This is a genomic window from Persicirhabdus sediminis (assembly GCF_016595495.1).
Classification (GTDB): domain Bacteria; phylum Verrucomicrobiota; class Verrucomicrobiia; order Verrucomicrobiales; family Akkermansiaceae; genus Persicirhabdus; species Persicirhabdus sediminis.
Window position 1 is genome coordinate 92,071 of record NZ_JAENIM010000016.1, and the last position, 19,697, is coordinate 111,767.

The 19,697-nt window shown below is 47.8% G+C and carries 11 protein-coding genes and 1 tRNA gene; 8 read left to right on the plus strand and 4 right to left on the minus strand.

Features of this window, described 5'->3' with window-relative positions:
- Nucleotides 1-352: 352 nt before the first annotated feature.
- Nucleotides 353-8,098: an Ig-like domain-containing protein gene (locus JIN82_RS03095; protein WP_200310178.1), complete on the minus strand. Its 7,746-nt coding sequence runs from the start codon at nt 8,096-8,098 to the stop codon at nt 353-355.
- A 486-nt stretch (nt 8,099-8,584) separates the two neighbouring features.
- Here JIN82_RS03095 and JIN82_RS03100 point away from each other — a divergent pair, with 486 nt between their 5' ends.
- The 5 genes from JIN82_RS03100 to JIN82_RS17440 all read left to right on the plus strand — a co-directional run bounded on the left by JIN82_RS03100 (nt 8,585) and on the right by JIN82_RS17440 (nt 13,222).
- Nucleotides 8,585-9,481 carry a hypothetical protein gene (locus JIN82_RS03100; RefSeq protein ID WP_200310179.1) on the plus strand — a complete coding sequence of 299 codons (897 nt, stop codon included), beginning with the start codon at nt 8,585-8,587 and terminating at the stop codon, nt 9,479-9,481.
- Between the two features lie 549 nt (nt 9,482-10,030).
- Nucleotides 10,031-11,986: an alpha-L-fucosidase gene (locus tag JIN82_RS03105; RefSeq protein ID WP_200310180.1), complete on the plus strand. Its 1,956-nt coding sequence runs from the start codon at nt 10,031-10,033 to the stop codon at nt 11,984-11,986.
- 263 nt (nt 11,987-12,249) lie between these two features.
- Entirely contained in the window at nt 12,250-12,909 is a 660-nt protein-coding gene (ispD, locus tag JIN82_RS03110; protein ID WP_325099462.1) for a 2-C-methyl-D-erythritol 4-phosphate cytidylyltransferase, read from the plus strand.
- Between the two features lie 89 nt (nt 12,910-12,998).
- A tRNA-Arg gene (locus tag JIN82_RS03115) sits at nt 12,999-13,070 on the plus strand.
- Nucleotides 13,071-13,099: 29 nt separating this feature from the next.
- A complete protein-coding gene (locus JIN82_RS17440) occupies nt 13,100-13,222 on the plus strand; it encodes a hypothetical protein (RefSeq protein ID WP_267906497.1) in 123 nt (40 codons plus the stop codon).
- Here the strand turns inward: JIN82_RS17440 and JIN82_RS03120 are convergent.
- A complete protein-coding gene (locus tag JIN82_RS03120; protein ID WP_234041737.1) occupies nt 13,219-13,872 on the minus strand; it encodes a hypothetical protein in 654 nt (217 codons plus the stop codon). The genes JIN82_RS17440 and JIN82_RS03120 overlap by 4 nt on opposite strands.
- A 437-nt stretch (nt 13,873-14,309) precedes the next feature.
- Nucleotides 14,310-14,981 (minus strand): PAQR family membrane homeostasis protein TrhA, encoded by a 672-nt coding sequence (gene trhA / locus JIN82_RS03125; RefSeq protein WP_200310183.1) that lies wholly within the window; start codon nt 14,979-14,981, stop codon nt 14,310-14,312.
- A gap of 207 nt (nt 14,982-15,188) precedes the next feature.
- Between trhA and JIN82_RS03130 the strand changes: the two genes are divergently transcribed.
- From JIN82_RS03130 to mnmE, 3 genes are all read left to right on the plus strand, one after another.
- On the plus strand, nt 15,189-16,463 hold the full coding sequence (locus JIN82_RS03130) for a hypothetical protein (protein WP_200310184.1): 1,275 nt from the start codon (nt 15,189-15,191) through the stop codon (nt 16,461-16,463).
- A gap of 125 nt (nt 16,464-16,588) precedes the next feature.
- Nucleotides 16,589-17,692 carry a histidinol-phosphate transaminase gene (gene hisC, locus JIN82_RS03135; protein ID WP_200310185.1) on the plus strand — a complete coding sequence of 368 codons (1,104 nt, stop codon included), beginning with the start codon at nt 16,589-16,591 and terminating at the stop codon, nt 17,690-17,692.
- Between the two features lie 52 nt (nt 17,693-17,744).
- Complete coding sequence (gene mnmE / locus JIN82_RS03140) at nt 17,745-19,106, plus strand: tRNA uridine-5-carboxymethylaminomethyl(34) synthesis GTPase MnmE (RefSeq protein ID WP_200310186.1); 1,362 nt, start codon at nt 17,745-17,747, stop codon at nt 19,104-19,106.
- A gap of 140 nt (nt 19,107-19,246) precedes the next feature.
- Here mnmE and JIN82_RS03145 read toward each other — a convergent pair whose 3' ends face one another.
- A complete protein-coding gene (locus JIN82_RS03145; protein ID WP_200310187.1) occupies nt 19,247-19,681 on the minus strand; it encodes a hypothetical protein in 435 nt (144 codons plus the stop codon).
- Nucleotides 19,682-19,697: the final 16 nt, after the last annotated feature.

Here is a 19,697-nt window from a genome sequence, read left to right on the forward strand (position 1 = left end):
TGTAACCGCAGGTCGTTTGTTTTGTTAAATTTTATTGTTAGGCTGGCTCTGCTGTGAGACTAACCGGGAATGCTTTTTTACATACATTGACACGAAGTCGCGTGAATACGTGAGTATCAGAATTTTCTGTTGTCGGTGTGATGATTAATTTTTCTAGCGATCCACCTGATACATTGCAGATTCCTGTAGAGGTGTAGTTGATAATGCCGTCGGGTGTAAGTTCTACGCTTAGTGAAAATGATAGACAAAAAAAGGCTAATGATTCTTAGCTGAAAAACGCAGAGGAAATAAATCCACTGCGCTTGTCAGACTAGGAAATCACTAGCCTAATGGTAATTGCTAGATCTTGACCTTACTCTGTTACGATTACCTTTAGTCGTAGGAATACCTTTGCCTCATTGCTTTGTGACTTTGGAGAGATCGATATTTTCTCAGGCGATCCGCTGTCAGAGAACAGGCTGTAGTCGTCACTCAGCTCACTAGCATAGTTATCCCCCTGCAGGGTGGCGATGTTATGCCAATCCAACAAATTAGCTGATTTTTGCACGATATAGGCAATGTCATTGCGCTCCGCATAATAGTTGAAGCTCAATTCGCCATCATTGTAGACAGGGAAGGGTTGATTGCTAGAGTCAGCGGGATCTCCACCTAATGCATATTCTAGTAAGTTGTTCATGCCGTCATTGTCTGGGTCAGCTAATAAGGATTGATTGTCACTGGTTAGGTCAGTGTAGTTGTTAATCCAAGCCGTGTAGCCAGATTCGCCTGAGCCCTCATCTTGTTTGTTAATGAACACGTTGAGGTTACTGAAGCCAGCTCCCTGATTGCTGTTAGCGAGATAGATGGCAAAGCCATAGTTCTCAATGTCACCGTTAATCCATGCATCGATCAGGTGTGTGATGTCTACGCTCAGTGTTTCACCGATCTCGTAGTCTAGCACATTGGAAGCTATTTGAATTTCATCTTCCTGTGTGCCCGGTCCTAGCGGCTCGTTACTGCGAGTAGCCCAAGCGTATTTTGGTAGCTTGTTGGAGCTATTCCACTCACCTCCAGTAACGCGTGCTAGGTATAGCGCAGCATTGTTGTTGGTGTTAAGTGTGCCATCTAGCACGAATGAAACTTCAGCTGTATCACCGCGAGCTGGATCAAAATCTCCTATGCTGGAAACGTCGAAGTTAACAAATGCGGAAATATGCATTTCAGGGTCGAGATCAGTCTTACGCTCACGAATGACATAAGTTCCCGTTGTTGTTCCTGGGTCAGTAGGGGACTCAGAGCCGACAGTGATGATGTCAGTGATCTGTGGGCTCATCGTTGAGCTAACGAAAATGTCAACCATGGCTGTTTGCGAGTCAATTTCGCCATCGTTAGCTACGAAGGTGAAGCTATCAATTCCGTGGTAGCCAGGCGTCACAGTATAAGTAACAAGCTTGCCTTCTACTGAGACTGTACCATGTTTGGCTGAGTCAATGATGTGGTATGTGAGCTCATCTCCATCAACATCTGAAGCGGTAAGCTCAATATTAACTGAGCTGTTTCGATATGCTGTGACAGAGTTATCGTAGGCGATAGGAGCATCATTTACTGCGATCACTTCCAGCTGGATATAGCCGAGCTTTAATGATGAGGTGTCACCATTCCTCGCTTTATATGAGAACTGGTCCATGCCGTTAAAATCAGGATCTGGCGTATAGCTAACCATGTTGCCATTGATAGAAATCGTGCCGTTAGTTGGTAGATCGACGATTTCGTAGCTGATGGTATCGCTGTCAATATTCGTGGCTGACAAGGTGACCTCTACTGAATGGTCTTCTTCAAGCGTCACATACTGGTCGATTGGCTCTGGTGCGCCCGCGATAACTGAGCGGATAGTTAGACCCGCTAGAACAGGATAGTTACTTTCTTCACCAGCTTCGATATGGATAGTGGTGTTAGCTGCTGTCAGTTCAACAATCGTAGTGATGCGTTCTAAGTTATCTAGGCTTGGTTCGGTTGCTGTAGTGGCATCATAGATTTGAATGCCATTGATGCAGAGGCCATTGTTCTGCGGATAGCTATCATAGCCTTTACTGTTTGGCTCTTCTGTGGTGCTCCCCATCAAACAGCTTACTTCATAGATGCCTGGCGCGAGGTCGTACATGTACCATGAGCGGTTGTTTTCGCCGAGCACTGCGCCGGCTGCATACAATGGACCAACCGTATCTTCATCACTCAAACGTGAGTTGACCTTGCCTAGGTTAGAACTCCAACCGTAGTTCATTCCGTGCTGCATTTCAGTTAGGTTGCTATTGGAAATACCGTTGTCGTCAATCCATGATAGACCTTCGCTGTTGGCTTTGCCTGCAAGGTCGCTATTTTGGTAGATGACGTTCATTCCTACAGAACCACGTAGATTAAAGGTTACTGTGGTTAGGTTAGATCTTCTGGTGTTTCCATCGGCATCTGTCACTTCTACTTTGTATGAGAATGTCTCCGTGCCTAAGGCTACTGACGGCGGAGTGTAGGAGAAACTACCATCGGCGTTTACAGATAGGTCACCTCTTGCTGTAGATTTATTGGCTGCACCATATACGATTGCTGATACCGATCCCTCGGGGAAGGCATCATTAGCTAGCAGTCCTGGAGCGGCGACAAACAGAGTTTCCCCTTGATTGGCATCATAAGTATCAGGCGCAGCACCCAGCAAACCTTCTTCTGGGTAGTCTACCTGTTTGATTTCTAATGCTACGATTACTGGAGTTGACTCATTCATCGAGTAGATAGATAGGAATCCATCAGAAACATCGATCGTTTTTACTACGGTAACTTCGCGATTGTAGTCAGGCTCGCTCTCGCTGAAGTAAGTTTTTCCCTCAACTTTGATGCTGTCATCAGTTAGTCTAGAGTCAGCGGCTCCAAGAGTCATGTAAACTTCGTAGGTGCCTTTTGGTACTGCAATTTCCCACACATCATCAGTGCCCAAGACGGCGTAAGACCACTCCATTTCGTAAATGTTTTTGGCAGTGTAGAAGTCCATCATGTTAGGGAAGTAGCATTTGACTGAACGGCCAGTATATAGGTTGGAGTTGTCACTTGAACGCCAGCCAAAGATGCTGCCATCAGCTTGTTCAGAAACTGGATCCATATTGGCAAATACCCAGTCGGAATCTAAGTAGATCGGATCGATTGGATCTGATTTATTGCCACTGTATACTGGGACCAAGTAACGTGGCATTGCTGTGCCAAATTTAATCTTTCTAGAGAATCCAGTATTAGTTTTAGCTAGAACCTGAATTTTTACCGTAGCCGTATCTGATCCGCCTTGGCTATCAGTGATTTGATAGGTGAAGGTGTCAATGCATGCGCCCGTAGCGATGAAATCGGCCTGTTGGAGAATAGGCGTAGGGTCGTAATAGAGGACATCGTTGCCTGCTGTGTACTTGATTGTGCCGCCTGCTGAGGTTGAGCTGTCGCAGCTGAATGTTGGGTTAGGATCAGGTGTGATGTCATTAGCTAGCAGGGTGCTGAGCAGGATAGGGTGATGCGGGTAGTCAGCAGCGACTATCAGTGTGTCAAGATTACCATGCAAATCGTTGTTTGCTATCGGGCTGGCGTAGTTGCCTGTGATAGTAATGCTTACCTTGGCTGAACTAACGATACCATTGGAATCCTCGATGGTGTAATTGAAACTGTCGGACGCTGTATCTCCAGTCGCCATGCTGCCGTAGACTGCAGGAGTGTAATATTCTAGCGTCTCTGTTTCCTCGTTGTAGTTGATGCTTACACCTTGGTTAGATATAGCAGACCAACTGATTAAGCTGAGCTCACCCATTGCTTTGTTTTCATCATTGGCGAAGAGCTCGCTTGTGCTGATGAACAGCGGACTCATTGAAAAGGTGGCAAAAGTATCATCATGTGCGACTGATTCTTTGAACTCACCGAGAATTCTAACGTTCACCGTTGCTGGTTCTTGCGCAGCTATGCCGTTGCTGTCAATAGGTGTATAGCTGAAGCTGTCCCAGGCTTCTTCACCTTCGGCGATAGAGAAATATCCATCCGGTTTGTAGGTGATAGTTCCTGTAGATGCGTTCCATTTAATAGGAACTCCCATAGCACTTGTGGCATCGATGCTGTGGATGGCCAATGAGCCATTAGATGAACTTATATCGTTACCGAGTAGCTGATAGGCGTACCATTCGCTAGACGTGATGTCACCAGATTTCACTTGGTCGTCTAGAGCCAGTGGTGGTTTGTTGCTACCTGAGACATTTACGCTCACTTCGGCACTAGCTGTTCTCCATGCACCAGGGATGATGTCAGTTTTGCTATTTTTAACGTACTCACCAATGTAGGCATAGTCTTCGATGGTGTAGTTGAACGCGTCAAGGATGGAATCACCGTCACCGATGGCATAATGTTCATTACCTGGTGTGTAGCTGATATATTCGTATTTCGGCCCTAGGAGTTCGAGTTCACAAAGGCGTATGCGGCAATTGCCAGAGCCATTAGCAACAGCATCGTAGTTGCTGTTATATAACAGAGTGAGCTGCCAAGCGTCAGCTGTGATGCCCGGTGGTAGGATGATGTTAGTCCATCCACCTGGCTGGCGAGTGCCCATTTCTGGAGTATGAAATATTTGCTCATAAACAACTTCGCCATTGTGCTCCAGAGTCATGGAGACGTTGTAGAAGAAGTTGTTATTATTGCTATAGAAGTTGATTTCTTCAACTAGATCTTCAGGAAACTCAATACGCATGAATGAGGAATCACCGCCTTTTAGTGTTTGAGCGTAATCATCAACGTCGCCATTGATTAGGCTGAGCATGTATTCTTGAGCATCGAGTGTGGTATCTAATTGATAGCCATCAAAGTTCAGCTCTCCTGTAAGCAGGTTTCGGTTTGGGTTTTCTACCAGAGCCAGTGATGCTCCATATTGTGAAGTGGTATCTACTCCAGCGAGTCTAAATCCAAGCTGCGGGGTTAAGGTGTTCCCTTGCGCTTCTAGTTCTTCTCTGGCTGCAGTGATGGCTTCGTTATCATTAGCTAATAATGAGCTGATAGGGATCAAGGTTGCCTCTTGATCATTGGCTGAAATAGGACCGTCGTCAACGGCGAGCAGCGGACCCGTATAGGTGCTGCCCTGGAAATTGATGAGGATGTCTTCATTAATTGTTACGCCGTAGCCGTTAGCTTTCATTCCCTGAACGGTGAGGTAGTGAAGGCCACTAGTCTCTGTGTTGATGGTTAGGCGTAGAATGCCTTCTTCCATAAAGCTGGCATCAGAAACAACCGCGGTTCCATCTGAGGATTCAATGAAGGAATTGTAAGTCACTGAGTATTCACTGCGAAGAATGCCGTCGTCTTCGTTAGGATCGTAAAATGCTACTGAACAGTCGATTTCGTAATAATAGGTTCCTGTCTCTTCATCAAACACAAGATCATCGATAGTTAGGGGAGCGCCATCATTGACCGTAATGTTGTTCACTCGGATCACGCGTGGGCGCAGGATTGAAGTATGGCCTTTGTCAATCGTGACATTTTGGAGTTCGAGGCCAGCGATTTTTCCTTCAACCCAATAGTCAGCCCATGTGTGTTTTGCATAAGTAGGGCGTTCTGTTTGATCGAGAGTATCGTCTGGGCTGTAACCAGTTGGGAAAACGAGTCTATCTGATTCTTCAAATGGTGGTCGACAGTTAGCAAACCAGTAGGCTGGAGTGCCTAATCTTTCTACATCATCAGCATCGTATTGGAATTCGCTAGATGTGTAGATTTCTTCGTTGCTGTAGCCAAAATATCTCACACTCTGCGGCTCAGCCTGAGGGATATCAGTGACTAAGTGAGGAATGTAATCTGGGTGAGTTTCACGAGCTGGATAGAGACGGTAGCTAGAGCCATTTCTTTTGAGTTCGATGATGTCGGTTTTTCCGTCAGCTCCACCATTAAAGTGGTTAGCTCTGGTTAGCGAGATGTCTGCGCGGCGCTCGTCTGGCTCAACTTCTGGGTCCAGATCTAAAAAGGTAATGTCTTGGAAGAGTTTGGTGGTTTGCGCACCCATTGGTCGCGTATTAGTGAGGATCTGAATGATATTCGCTAGTCGTCCACCAATGACTTCTTCGTGGCCAGATGCCGAAGCGTGAACCCCAAATTTGAAGCCGAAAATTGTTGGGTTAATAAATGAGCATCGTCCTGAGTTGTTATGCGAGCCAATACCATACCCTTGACCGAACTTGGTGCTCTTGTTGTGTATCAAGATAGGGTTAATGCAAATTGTGTTATAAGAATACCAACGGGCAAATCCATTGAGAACACCGTGGCCGAACATATTGATATGCGTTGCTCCTTGATAGTAGTTGCCTCGCAAGACTTGGTTGCCGCCGTATGCGGTATTATTGCGCGTTACGATAGATGAGCGGCTGAGAAGTTCGCCGTTGTCTAGCAGCGGATTCATGTTCTCTGGGTCATTGTCTACTTCGATGTCGAAATAAGTTGGGCGGCTATATGAAAATGCATTTTCGTTGCCGCCTGGGCATGAAAAATTGTAGGCGGTTCCGCTGAAGCCTGACACGATGTTATCTTCGACGCGCAGGTAGTGAGCCTCGATGGTGAAGCCCGTTTCTCCACAGAGGGCAGCATTATTAACAAATGTACCAACGCAGTCTTGTTGGTAGGCGCCGAAGCCAGCGTACTGACATGAATAAGCTGCACAGTCTTCAACGCGCATGCTAGAGCCATAGTTGAGTGCACCAATAGCAAGACTGTCTGTAAATGTGCAGCCATAAACTCTAGCAGGGTCAGATGGGCCTGAGACTGATTGCGCGTAAAAAGCAGTAAATGCGCTGCGGCCAAGCGGGTTATATGCCTGTCTAGTCATAGTGCCTTCATCGTCGTACAAGGGGTTGCGAGTTGGCTGATCTAGGTTTGTGCGACCAAGTCCATTAAAGGCAACGTTGCGTATGTCACCGCGGTTGTTGTGCAGTAGCATCACGTGACCGCGGCCGGTATTTTCAATAACCTCGGTATTGAGGCCGTCTGGGTCGATATATTGTGTGACGGTCTGATTGCGCTGGTCGAAACGGCTAACAATTGAGACGTTACGGCTAAGGTTTAGCACATGTAACATGGCCTTAACGGAATGAGCTTGTTTCTCCTGATTCGTTAGAGGGATCAGTTGATTGTCCTCGTCGCGGCGCCATGCTTGGCGAGGGAAATGGTTCCATTTAGAGATCTCAGTAAAGCTTTCCCAGCTGTCAATGCTCGGGTCAATCTCTTGGAGATCAGCAATTGTGATGATCTCGCGTGGTTCGATAGTTGCAGCTGTGCTGCTAAATGTGCGACCTGCTACGATCGCATCTGGTTGAGAAACCGCTTGGAAGGTGATGTTGCGTCCATTGCTAGAGATCGCGCTGATTTGGCGAAGTTCGTCACCGGTGTTGCTGCCTGTGTAGCCGGGCATAGCAATTAGGTCGCCAACTTGCCAGCCAGCTGGAGCTGTTGGAAACTTCAACTGCGTGACTCCAACAGGTATTGCTTCGATGGCGGCGTAGCCATCTTTGGCTGCGCCGTGCATTTCAATTCTTCCAAGAACAACAATGCCTTGGCCGAGCTGGTAGAAGTCGTAGTCTGGGCTGACCGGGTTAGAGTCAAAGCCGCCATTGAGATCTTCAATGGTGATAGTTGCAGTGAAATCTTCAGTTACTGGGTTTTCGGTGGTGCCAACTTGCAAAAGTCCACTTTCGCTAACGACCATCGTGTCGAAGTTGAGAGCCGTGTTAGCTTCAGGGGTAAAGTATAAGGTTCCGTCCACCCGTATGGTCATAGCGGCTTCAGCAATGACGCCGTCAATAGTGACTTTCTGGCCGTCACTGATGACTACCCGTGCACCGTGACTAGGAATGGCTCCATTGGACCAGGTCGCCGTGTCTGACCACGAACCTGATTTGATGCTCACGTGTGTGGCGTAGTCTGGGTTGACCAGTGCTAGAGCGGCTAGACGTTCGCGCTCGCGAGCGAGTAGAAAATCATCATCTGGATAAACCACAGCCCAACACTTGATGAAGCTGATAATGATTAGAAGACTAACTAAATAGCTAGATTTTAAATAATTTTGTACCTTTGACATAATTCTATCCCCTGAATAACAAGTCTCACGAATCTTTAGATGGACTAATATTTGTGTTGGGGGATAGGGAGGTAGGAGGCAACAGGCATAAGACTAGTCCAACAAACTTCGCTTACATAAACAGAAAAAACAAAAGTTTTATCTCACGGCAAGGGCAATAATACAGGGTCCTAAACATTAACGATTTTGTTGGAGTTCAGCTGAAAACGTTTGTTTGAATTCCGTTATCGCTATATGCATTAATGTTATTCGGGTAATAAGTTTATCGTCCTAACGAATTGATGTATATTGTTTAAATAGATGTCTTTATTTTTGTATTACTGCTGGGATTTGTTATTACGCTGCGTGTTTATTTGCCTTTCTGGAGTCTATCACCTTGCCCAGATGTTGTGGAGGATGGGGTGTCATATGGATTTTTAACGCTGAATATGGCATTGCAAAATGCGCTTGTATCACTCTAAATAAAAATGGATTTCATAAACTGACATGCGATATTACAAACTCTTGATGGCCTCACTGCTATTTTCTGCCTCCGTTGTTAGCGTTCACGCTTCAGATCTTGAGACCTTGACCTTGAAGACGGGTAAAGTTTATGAAAGCGTAACGATTAGAGAGATTTTGCCAGATGGGATTAAGATTTTCCATGCTGCGGGAAGTGCGACCATTGCTTATGAAGATTTGACTAAGGAGATACAGGAAGAGCTTGGCGGTTTTGATGCGGAGAAGGCCAAGGCTTATCGCGAAGGTGACCGTGCTGATCAGCTTCGCATCGCAAAAAAGTTAGCGACGCCAGCGGTAGCTAAAGAGGATGTCGAGAAGTCAACTTCATCTACTAGTCGCAGTGGTTCTAGTGATAAAAAGTCCGGCTCCGTGGATGCTGGACCATTTAAGTTAGTGCGCTTTGGTGCATGGGATGAAAAGAGTCCAGAAGTGATCAAGCATTACTGGGCGAATGATTGGAGTCGCGTAGAGCGCGCGCGTTATCGTGGCGAAATTGTTAAGGTGGCGATGGAGGCGAAAGGGTCGGGTACGTTGAAGTTAGATATATTCTGGCTTGGCAGTAATTACGAAGAAGGGGTGAATACCACAGAGCGAATTCTCAAGCGTGATCGCAGGACCTACACGGTAGATGGTAGTTTAAAGAAGGCTGAGTACTTTGACTTTTTATACGAAAAACCCAAACGTGAGAAAGTCACATCGACAACTAACCACGGTAATACTGGGTTTGGTAACCATTCCACCCACGTAACCAGCACCGTTCGTCACGGCAAAAACTATGAAGGCTGGGTGATTAGACTGAGTATGGATGGGAAAATACTTAATGTGCGTGCCTCTAATGATAAATTTAAGCATTGGGCTCACCCTAGCGAAAACCCGCTCTAGCTAGTGGTAGATTGGCATCAATGGCCAATTTGCTATTTAATCAACGTGGAGACTTTATTTGACTGCTGCAGTCTATCTCTTGTTAGTTTTCGGTGATTGTTTTTGACTGTCTATCCAGTGCATGGTGTGATTTGTTAGGTGGCGTATTGAATGCTTCATTGTTAGCTTTCACCATGGTCATTTTTTGATTCCATTGAGTTGCAGCGCAGTAGGGAAGTTTGATGGCGTGCAGTATGGTTCATCTTTGATGTGTTCAGCTTTATAGTTGATTTGTCCATGTTTTCTTTCCTTGGTTTAGCTGGTTTTTTTTGCTTTTGGAAATTATTATTTATCGTTAGTTATTTGTTCAGAGTGAGTTGTGTGTTTCCGGGTCGAAATTAATAGGCAGGGTGTTTGATTTTTGTATCTTAGTTAAGTCCACTATGGGGTGTGTGCGGTTGTAGCTAGTAGCCGTGTGCATTCCATAAACCTGACCGTAAACGCTGACTAACAATGACAATGAATCGAAGAAACAGAAAAGTTGCAAACTGGTCCCTTTGCTCGGTAGTGATGGCATCTAGCATCACATTTCCAGTTAGTGCTGAGGATGTGCTGCCGCCAGTAACCATTGATGGGCCATATTCAACATGGGAATCACTACGTGGAAAGCAGACGATGCCAGAGACGCTGCGCGATGCCAAATTTGGCTTATGGGCTCATTGGGGGCCAACGAGCTGGTTTAGGCAGAACATTCCCGTGAAGCATACCCACTATCTGTCGGAGATGTACATGGAGGAGCGGGCCGCTAACGCCTATCATAAAGAACACTATGGTGATCCTAACGAGGTTGGGTATAAAGATGTCATTGGCAATTTTCAGCCAAAGCACTTTGATGCTGTTCACTGGGCTGATACCTATCACGATGCGGGTGCCAGATTTGCCGGTATCAATGTGATGTGGGTGGATAACTTTGCGATGTGGGACAGTGAGGTGACCAAATGGAATGCTGCTGACATGGGGCCCAAACAAGATATTACCGGTCTATTAAATGCAGAATTTGCCAAGCGCGATATGCCAGTTGTGACCACTTTTCATAGTCTGGTATCTTGGACATGGTTTCATAGGGCAACTTTGTTTGACGGCAAAGTTCCTGGTGATCATGTGAATTTATACAACGAGCCGCACGAAAAGACAGATCCCTATTCTGATAGGATTCTCAATTTTTGGGAAAATTGTGTTTTTGAGGTGTTGGAGAAATACAAACCAACGGCGATCTATTTTGATTATGGCTTTGGTAAACTCAGTGACGAGCAACGGACTTCATTTTCAGCTAACTACTACAACTGGTGTGAGAAAGAAAAAGTGGATGGCACTATTTTCCACAAAGATGGTAGCCAGATTGGTAGCGTGAACCGCGAGCGCGGTCGCTTTGGTGACCTGCAGACATTTCCTTGGATGGTAGACACTTCTGTTGGGAAAAAATTCTGGTATATCAACAAGTGGCGTCAGGAAGAGTTAGGCATCATGACTGGGCTGGAGGTGACACGTATGTTGATCGATATCGTTTCTAAAAATGGCATCCTTTTGCTGAATGTCGCTCCCGATGCCAATGGACTTTTCCCTGATGATCAAACGCAGATCATGAAGGAGACGGGTGAGTGGCTCAAGGTGAATGGTGAGAGCATTTACAATACCCGCACTTGGGGCACTTGTGCTCAGGGACCTATCTGGCAGAAGTACCGTAAGTCGGCTCGCGTTAAAGGTAATGAGAGTGAATATACTAACGCAGATGTAAACTTCACCACTTCTAAGGATGGTAAGATTCTCTATGCGATTGTCATGGCTAGGCCAGATGCTGGCGAGCTATTGATAGATGGTCAGTTCAAAGCAGGAGAGGAGGCTAACATCCGCATTCTTGGTAGAGATGGATCAGTTGGGTTCAATGTGAAAGCTGACGGTAAACTCGCCATTGAGGTGCCGGCATTGTCTGATGAAAAATTCAAAAAACAAATCCCAGTAGCTTTTGCTATTGAGGGTTTTGATGCCAAGGCGCCAAAGCTGGTAGAAGGGACTAACAACATGAGGCCATATCATGCCATCTGGAAGAAGTTGCAGGAAGATGCTGAGTGGTTGAAGCGCAATGCCGCAGCCGTGAAGGAGGTGAAGCCAGCTATCGTGGCTGCAGAAGGTCCGCATCTCAGGTCAAAGCCGGCTCGAGGAGTTAATCCTTATCACGACAAGGATATGCGATTCACGCAAAGTAAAGATGGCAAGATGACTTATGCGATTGTGATGAAGGCACCAAAGCCTAACTCAACCTTGATTATTGAGTCATTTTTTGTCGAGCGCGAGGAGAAGCCGATTCGTCTGCTTGGTTATGATCAGCCAATTGAGTACGCGCTAAATGATAAGATGCAGATAGAAATTAAGGTGCCTAAGTTAGATGCCAAAGATTGGCCAGAGGATAGCCCCTTGGTGTTTGTGCTCGACGACTTCAAGTATACCAAACACTACGATGTAAAATAACTCCATCTTCGGATCGGAGAGGAATCCCCAAGCGTTCAGAGGGTGCCAGCTGGTGCCCTCTGTTTTTTTATAGGGTAGTTAGCTTGGGATTATTTACGCCACTCAACAACATAGCCGTTTACCCATTTGTAGGATGCCACTGGCATGAAGCCATCTTCTTTGATCTTTGGTTGTCGCCGGGCTGACGAATTTGAGACTGTGGTATGCCTCTAATGACTTGCATCGTTCGTCAGAGTCGACAGGATGTGGGCGTGTCTGAATCAGTGAAAATTTCCGCAATTATCGTTGCTGCCGGTAGTAGCCGACGTATGGGTTTTGATAAATTGTTAGCTCCCTTAGCTGGTGAGCCAGTGCTCAAGCGCACGGTGGCTGCCTTTGCTCAATGTGATGCGGTGGCTGAGATCATCGTGGTGACTTCGCCCGAGCGCTATGAATTGGTGAAATCAGCAGCGGGAGAAAAACCAATTCAGCGAGTGGATGGCGGTGCTGATAGACACGACTCTGTGGCTGCTGGATTGGCGGCTAGCGCTAGCCAGTATGATTTTGTTTCGGTACACGATGGTGCGCGACCATTGATCACGCCAGAGCAGATAGAAAATGTGTTAGCTGAGGCGGTTGAGCATCGCGCGGCAACCAGCGCGCGACTGGTGACGGAAACCGTCAAGCGCTCTAACGAAGCCGGTTTTGTCACTCAGGCAGTGGACCGCGATAACCTTTGGTTGATGGAAACGCCACAGATATTTCAGGCTGAGTTGCTCAAGCGCGCGTACCTCGCTGTAGCTGAGAAAAATGAGCGAGTGACCGACGAGGTTTCCGCGCTCCAGCTGATAGGCGTGGCCACCAAGCTGGTGCAAAATCCTAGCCCAAACCCGAAAATCACTTTCCCGCACGACATCGCTCAGGCTGAAGAGTTGATGAAGTAAGCGGACTGGCTTTTTAGTCCGCTAGGGCAAAGCTTTCACATTCTTCACTTGCATCCAGCTGGCTGACTCTATAAAAAACCGCTGGTTTTGCCCCAGTAGTTCAATGGATAGAACGAGGCTCTCCTAAAGCTTAGATGCAGGTTCGATTCCTGCCTGGGGTACTTGCTTAGATTTTCTGAATCTATTGTTAGTGCTTGGTTATTGTTTCCTCGATTGCCTGAAATACGCGCTCGCGATCTGGTCCATCGTCGAGCCAGCGGTGAAAGCGCTGGCTGAAGCTGAAAAACAGCAGGGTGAGGAAATGGTAAATTAGATATAATCAGCTGCGTCCATATCAACTTCAGCTTTGCAAAAGAGCAGTTTAGGTAATGATTGGGAGAGTATAGAGCTTTTCTTAATGTCAGCCTTGATCGCTTTTTGAATATTTGTGGCGGCATCATTATCTTTGATTTCGTCAGCAAGATTTTTAACCTTTAGAGGGCGGTCTGGGTCTTGTTTCTTTTTTGCGTCTTTTACAATCTCATTGATTTTCTTATCTGTATCGGTGATATAGCTGAATGCTTTCCCGTAGATCTGATAAAGTCTATCAGGGTGAGAGAGTTCTATTTTTGTATAGACAAGCGCTAGCTTCTTTTTTGCGTCGAACCTGTTCAATTCTGCTTCTAGTGTTAGTTCGTTAAGATAAGGGGTCACGTGCTCGTGGGGTTTAGAATATGCGTGATTTGAGAATTTAGCAGTTTCTATACTTCTTAATATACCAACAGCTTGTAAATTGTGCTCTAGGAAAAGCTGAGAAAATTCGGCGTGTAGATCTAAGCGCCTTGTAATAAGTGATTCTATCAAATTTCTTTTCGAGGTGATGACTTGAGTACCGAAGAAAATGAAAACAGCAATTAGAGGACCTATGAGCATTAGGGCGACTTTTAAAAATTCCATAAATTTGGGGTCTATACAGTTGAGCATATCTTAGTAATGCTATCTATCTGATTTATCAGTTAGCGTCCAGCGATTTCCTTTTATCGATACTGGCAGCTAGGTGGTGGTCTAGCTGATGAATAGGAAATTCGATTAGAGGGTGGGGGGAGGTTTTTTTAGTAGCTAAGCTTTCTCTCGCCCCTTTGGGGCTTGAAGGCTATTTTTCTGTTTACCCTGACCTGCGTTGAGCTTTCAGCTCTGCCTTGCTCAGGGCTGTAATCTCTCGGTCCTTTGGACCTGTTGACTTAGAGGGGGGAAATCTGTTGGCTGCACTGGCTGGGTGCTTTGCAAGCCAGCTAGCGTTTTGAGCCGCAGATTTTCGCTAGCAATGATGTGTAATAACAAACAGTGGAGATCCCATCCATCAAGGTGGTGGGTGATTTGATCAAGATGGGCAGGTGGCCGGCTGAGTCAGCCAGCAAGACCTACCCATTAGGCAGGATGTATGCCCAGGTGGCGACGACGTGGCAGGCGCTGCCGCCGAGCACAAAGAGGTGCCAGATGGCGTGGTTGAAGCGCAATTTTTCCCATGCGTAGAAGATGATGCCAGCTGAATAACAAAGCCCGCCGGCGACGAGCCATGATAGACCTGCGGCGGGAAGTGCGTCGATGACGGGTTTCATGGCGATGACCACAAGCCAGCCCATGAGGAGATAGAGGGCGGTGGATGCCCAACTGTCTTTTCTGCCTTTGAAGCATGTTTTGATAATGACGCCGGTGGCGGCGAGCGCCCAGACGGTGCCAAAGAGTGACCATCCCCAGGTGCCGCGAAGGCTAACGAGAGTGAGTGGGGTGTAGCTGCCAGCAATCAGCAAGTAGATGCAGGCGTGGTCGATGGTTTGGAAAATCGACTTCAGCTTGTGAGATTTGAAGCTGTGGTAGAGGGTGGAGGCGAGGTAGAGCAGAATGAGTGTGGCGCCAAAAATGCTGGCGGAAACAATGCGAAAGACATCACCAGCGGTGACCGTGAGCATGCCAACGAGTCCAACCAAGCTGAGCGCGACGCCAAATGCATGGGTGAGCATGCTGGCGCGCTCTTCTGCTGGGCTGTCGCAGAGTTCTGAATACTGCAAGGCAATGGATGAGGTCATTTTCATTTAGCCGAAGTTAGCATTGTTAGCGTGAACTGTCGACTGGCTGAGTGCATTTGTTTCGCATCTGTCACCTTTGGGTTGATACAGCTGTTTGCTTGTGGTTTGGGGGTAAATGGCATTTTTTGATGTTATTTTGCCATAGTTGTTGAACAATTTGCCGCGAGTTGACGTATCTGTAAGATAATCGATTTTTTGCAATCGTTGTAAGCTATGATGAAAAAGCCAGCTGAAAAGAAGATGTCCGTGATGCCGGTGATGGTGGCGGCGAGTTTTGTTATTGGTGGAATGATGGGCGCGGGTCTTAGCTCGCGGCTGGCGCCAGATGATGAAGCTAGAGTGGATGTTTCAGCGGATGGCCAGCGGCGATTAGCTAGCCAGATGGCGGCGGGAGCAGATTCTCATTCTGCTAGTAAACGCACCGGGGTGGCTAGCAAACGCGTGCGTTATACTCAGGATGAGGCGAGTGCTAAGTTGATGTCTGTGTTGGATCAGACTGACTCATTATTGCGCATGGAGTCGATGATCTCGCTGATTGGAAATATGGATAGTGCACAATTTTCCGAAGCATGTCAGTCGATCTGCGATCATCCGCTAGCTGACGTTAGACGTGGTGAATTATCTATGCTCTATCGGGCGTGGGTGCAAAAAGATCCGCATGCGGCAATGCAGCATGTGATAGAAAATGATCCAGCTCCCGGCGTGCGAATGAATGCGATTGCTGGCTGGGCGGCTAACGATCCAACAGCTGCGGTCGTATGGGCGCGCGAGCAGAAAGCTTTAGATGGAAGTGAGCAGTGGCTAACGGGCGTGGCGCGTGGCATTGCGGAGCAGGATGTGAATGCGGCGAAGGCTGTGTTAGCTGAAATTGAGGGGGCGGGTGGTCAGCGGCAAGCGCTAGCTGGCATGATGCCATATATTACAGCTGGCGGATTTGAGTCTGCGCAGACGTGGCTGGCTAGCATTGATGATGCCTCGCTGCAGAATGAGGCATACCGCATGGCTGCTAGAAAGATGACCGACTTAGACGCGGCGCGAGCTGGTGAGTGGGCGAGTGAAATTACAGATGGCAAAACTCAGTCGCAGGTATTGGCTGCAGTTTCCAAACAATGGGTGAAGACGGACATCGAGCAGGCGCAAAAATGGGTGGAAACCTTGCCTAGCGAAAGACGTAGAGATGCTGCCGCGGAGCTGGTGCGTGAGTTAGCCAAGACAGATCCTTATGCGGCCTCTGACTGGCTGTACTCGATGGGAGATGATGTTAGCCTGTCTCGGGCGCAGGAAATTTTAGCTTATACCGCAGCTAGAAATAACCCGGGAGCTGCGCTGGAGGGGGCGACATTGATTCAAAACGAACAGAAGCGAAATAAGCATTTTACCACCATCTTAGGGCGCTGGATGAAAGAGGATCCAGCTGGCGCGAAAGAATGGATGCAGGTGAATCAAGAGGTGATTCCCAGCAAAGTGCAGAAGTCTATTTACAAATAGTCAGCGGGAGTGAGCTGGCGGCGCTGCGAGGTGCATGCTGTCAGCTGGTCGCGTGGTGAAAAAAAACACGCTAATTTCATGATATTCGCCATTGGCAAGCGGGCTAGACGCGCTAATCTGCGCGCATGACGACTCAGAAATTCGCCAATCAATTTGTCTGCGACCTCGTGGCTTACGAACCCGGAAAGCCAATTGAGGAGACTGCCCGTGAGCTTGGGTTAGATCCCGATTCCATTGTGAAGCTCGCATCTAACGAGAACTCGCTTGGTCCTGCGCCGCTGGCGAAAAAAGCGCTCTGTGACATGGTCGATGAGCTGCACATTTACCCAGACGGTGGTGGCTACAAGCTGCGTAGCGCGCTGGCTGAGAAATACGACCTCGGCATGGAGAATATCGTTCTCGGTAATGGTTCTAACGAAATCATTGAGCTGTTATGCCATTGTTATCTTAACCGCGATGCTGAGCTGATTGCCGCTGAGCATGCTTTTGTGGTCTACAAGCTGATGGCGACCTTGTTTGGCGCCAAGTATGTAGAAGTGGCGGATCCTGATTTCATCCACGACCTCGACGGCATGGCGGACGCGATCACAGAAAATACTCGTCTGGTATTTGTGGCTAATCCAAACAACCCAACAGGGACGATGGTGACACAGGCGCAGCTAGATGCTTTTGTTGATAGACTGCCTGAGCATGTGGTGGCTGTATTTGACGAAGCTTATTTTGAATTTGTCCACGACGCGCCAGATACGGTGAAATATATCCGTGAAGGAAAAAATGTGGTGGTTCTGAGAACTTTCTCAAAGGCCTACGGGCTAGCTGGATTGCGCATTGGTTACGGTTTGTGCGCGCCACAAGTCGCTGGCATTTTACAAAAAGCACGTCAGCCATTTAATACAAATGCGGCGGCTCAAGAGGCGGCGCTGGCTTCTCTAGCAGACACTCAGCACGTTGCAGATACCATTGCGATGAATGATGCTGGGCTGGCATTTTACGAAAAGGCATTTGATGAACGCGGGCTGGAGTATGTGAAAAGCTACGCTAACTTTGTGTTAGTAAATGTGGGTGATGGCGACAAGCTATTTGCTGATATGCTCAAGCAGGGCGTGATTGTGCGTGCCATGAGTGGCTACAAACTTCCTGGCTGGGTGCGTATTTCTGTCGGTACTGAAGCGGAAAATACCCGCTGCATCGAAGTGCTCGATCAAGTACTTGACTGCGCTAAGGCGTAATTTCCAGCTGGCTGAATTTCCTATCTATCCCTAACTCTATCTTTCTAGTCTGATGATGAATTCTGATACCATTGCGGCTCTAGCTAGCGCGCCTGGAATGGGAGCTGTGGCTCTCGTGCGCGTTTCTGGTCCTGATGCATTTACGCTTTTTGGTGATAGCCTGAAGGCGGTGCCAAAGTCGCTCAGCGCTGTGGCCGACTATCCGGATCGCCAGGCTGTTTTAGCTAGATTACTAGATGCTGATGGTGAGATAGTCGATGAAGTGCTGGCGACCTGTTTCCATGGTCCGCGAAGCTTTACTGGCGAAGATGTCGTTGAGCTCGCGTGTCACGGTGGTGTGTTAGTCACGCGCCGTGTGCTCGAGCGCCTGCATGAGTTAGGCATTCGCGCGGCGTCTCCGGGTGAGTTTAGCCACCGTGCATTTCTTAATGGTAAGATGGACCTGACTCAGGCGGAGGCGATCATGGATTTGATTTCTGCGCAAACTGAGTTGGGAGTGCGCGCAGCTCACGAGCAGCTGCAAGGTAAGTTAGGTAACCAGTCGGAGCAAATTCGCACGCGGTTGATTGAGCTAACGGCACACGTCGAGGCTTACATTGATTTTCCAGATGAAGATATCGACCCTGAGACTGGCGACGAGTTAGTCAACAAGGTGGATGTGATCCTAGCTGGTATTGATAAGATGTTAGCTAGCTCTGAGCAAGGTCGCATTATCCGTGAGGGTGTGCGTACTGTGATTGCCGGTGAGCCAAATGCTGGTAAATCTAGCTTGTTGAATTGTCTGCTAGGATACGAGCGTGCTATTGTTAGCGATCTAGCTGGTACAACCCGCGATACCGTTGAAGAGGTGGTTAATGTGCAGGGGATTCCGCTGCGTCTGGTAGACACTGCTGGCATGCGTGAGACGGAAGATGTCATCGAGCAGCAGGGGGTGGAGCGTGCAAAAATGCAGCTGCAGCAGGCTGATTTGGTGCTTGAGGTGGTTGATGTTAGTAAGCCGCACCATCGAGCTGTGGATGCAGCTAGTGTACAGGCGCGTCACCATATTTTAATTCTTAATAAATCCGACCTCGGTGAAGATTCCAGCTGGGCTGAGGTTGAGGGGGTTCGTATTTCCTGCAAGCAGGATCATGGCGTCGACGAGTTAGGGAATGTGATTATCAACGAGCTTTCTATGGGTGAAGGTGAGTGGGGTGGCCACGCGGTGGCTATCAATGCTCGTCACCAAGATTGCCTCAAGCGCGCTCGGGTTTCTATGTTAGCTGGCCGCGAGGCCTTAGTTGATGGCGTGAGCAGCGAGTTTATTTCTATGGATCTTCGCGATGCGATGGATTCCATCGGTGAGATCGCAGGTCGCATTGATACTGACGATGTGTTGGATCAAATTTTCAGCACTTTCTGTTTGGGGAAATAGGTTTTTCTCACGGCGCAGGGTGTGTCACGTCACGCTGGTTCCATTTCCCCTCCGGGGAATCATCTGCTAGCCGGTAACCACGGGTTGCACTCGCTGCGCTCGCTGACCCGCGGCTAAAGTCTTATAACCCTTCGGGTTAGTCAGATGGCTGGGTTTCTAGCTGGGTTTCTGGCTGGGTTTCTGGCTGGGTTTCTGGCTGGGTTTCTGGCTGGGTTTCTGGCTGGGTTTCTGGCTGGGTTTCTGGCTGGGTTTCTGGCTGGGTTTCTGGCTGGGTTTCTGGCTGGGTTTCTGGCTGGGTTTCTGGCTGGGTTTCTGGCTGGGTTTCTGGCTGGGTTTCTGGTTGGGTTTCTAGCTGGGTTTCTAGCTGGGTTTCTAGCTGGGTTTCTAGCTGGGTTTCTAGCTGGGTTTCTAGCTGGCTGGGGTTTTATGTTTGTTTTGCTTTGTTGGACTTCGGTTATGAGCTCCGATTGGTGAGGGTGGCTTTGGGGTGTCGCGTAGATGTCATTGTTGAGTAAATTGTATTGTTTGCTTCTGTTGTTGTGCCTTTGGGGTGATTTTTTGTGGATAATTTTCATTTCTAAGTGTCTCACT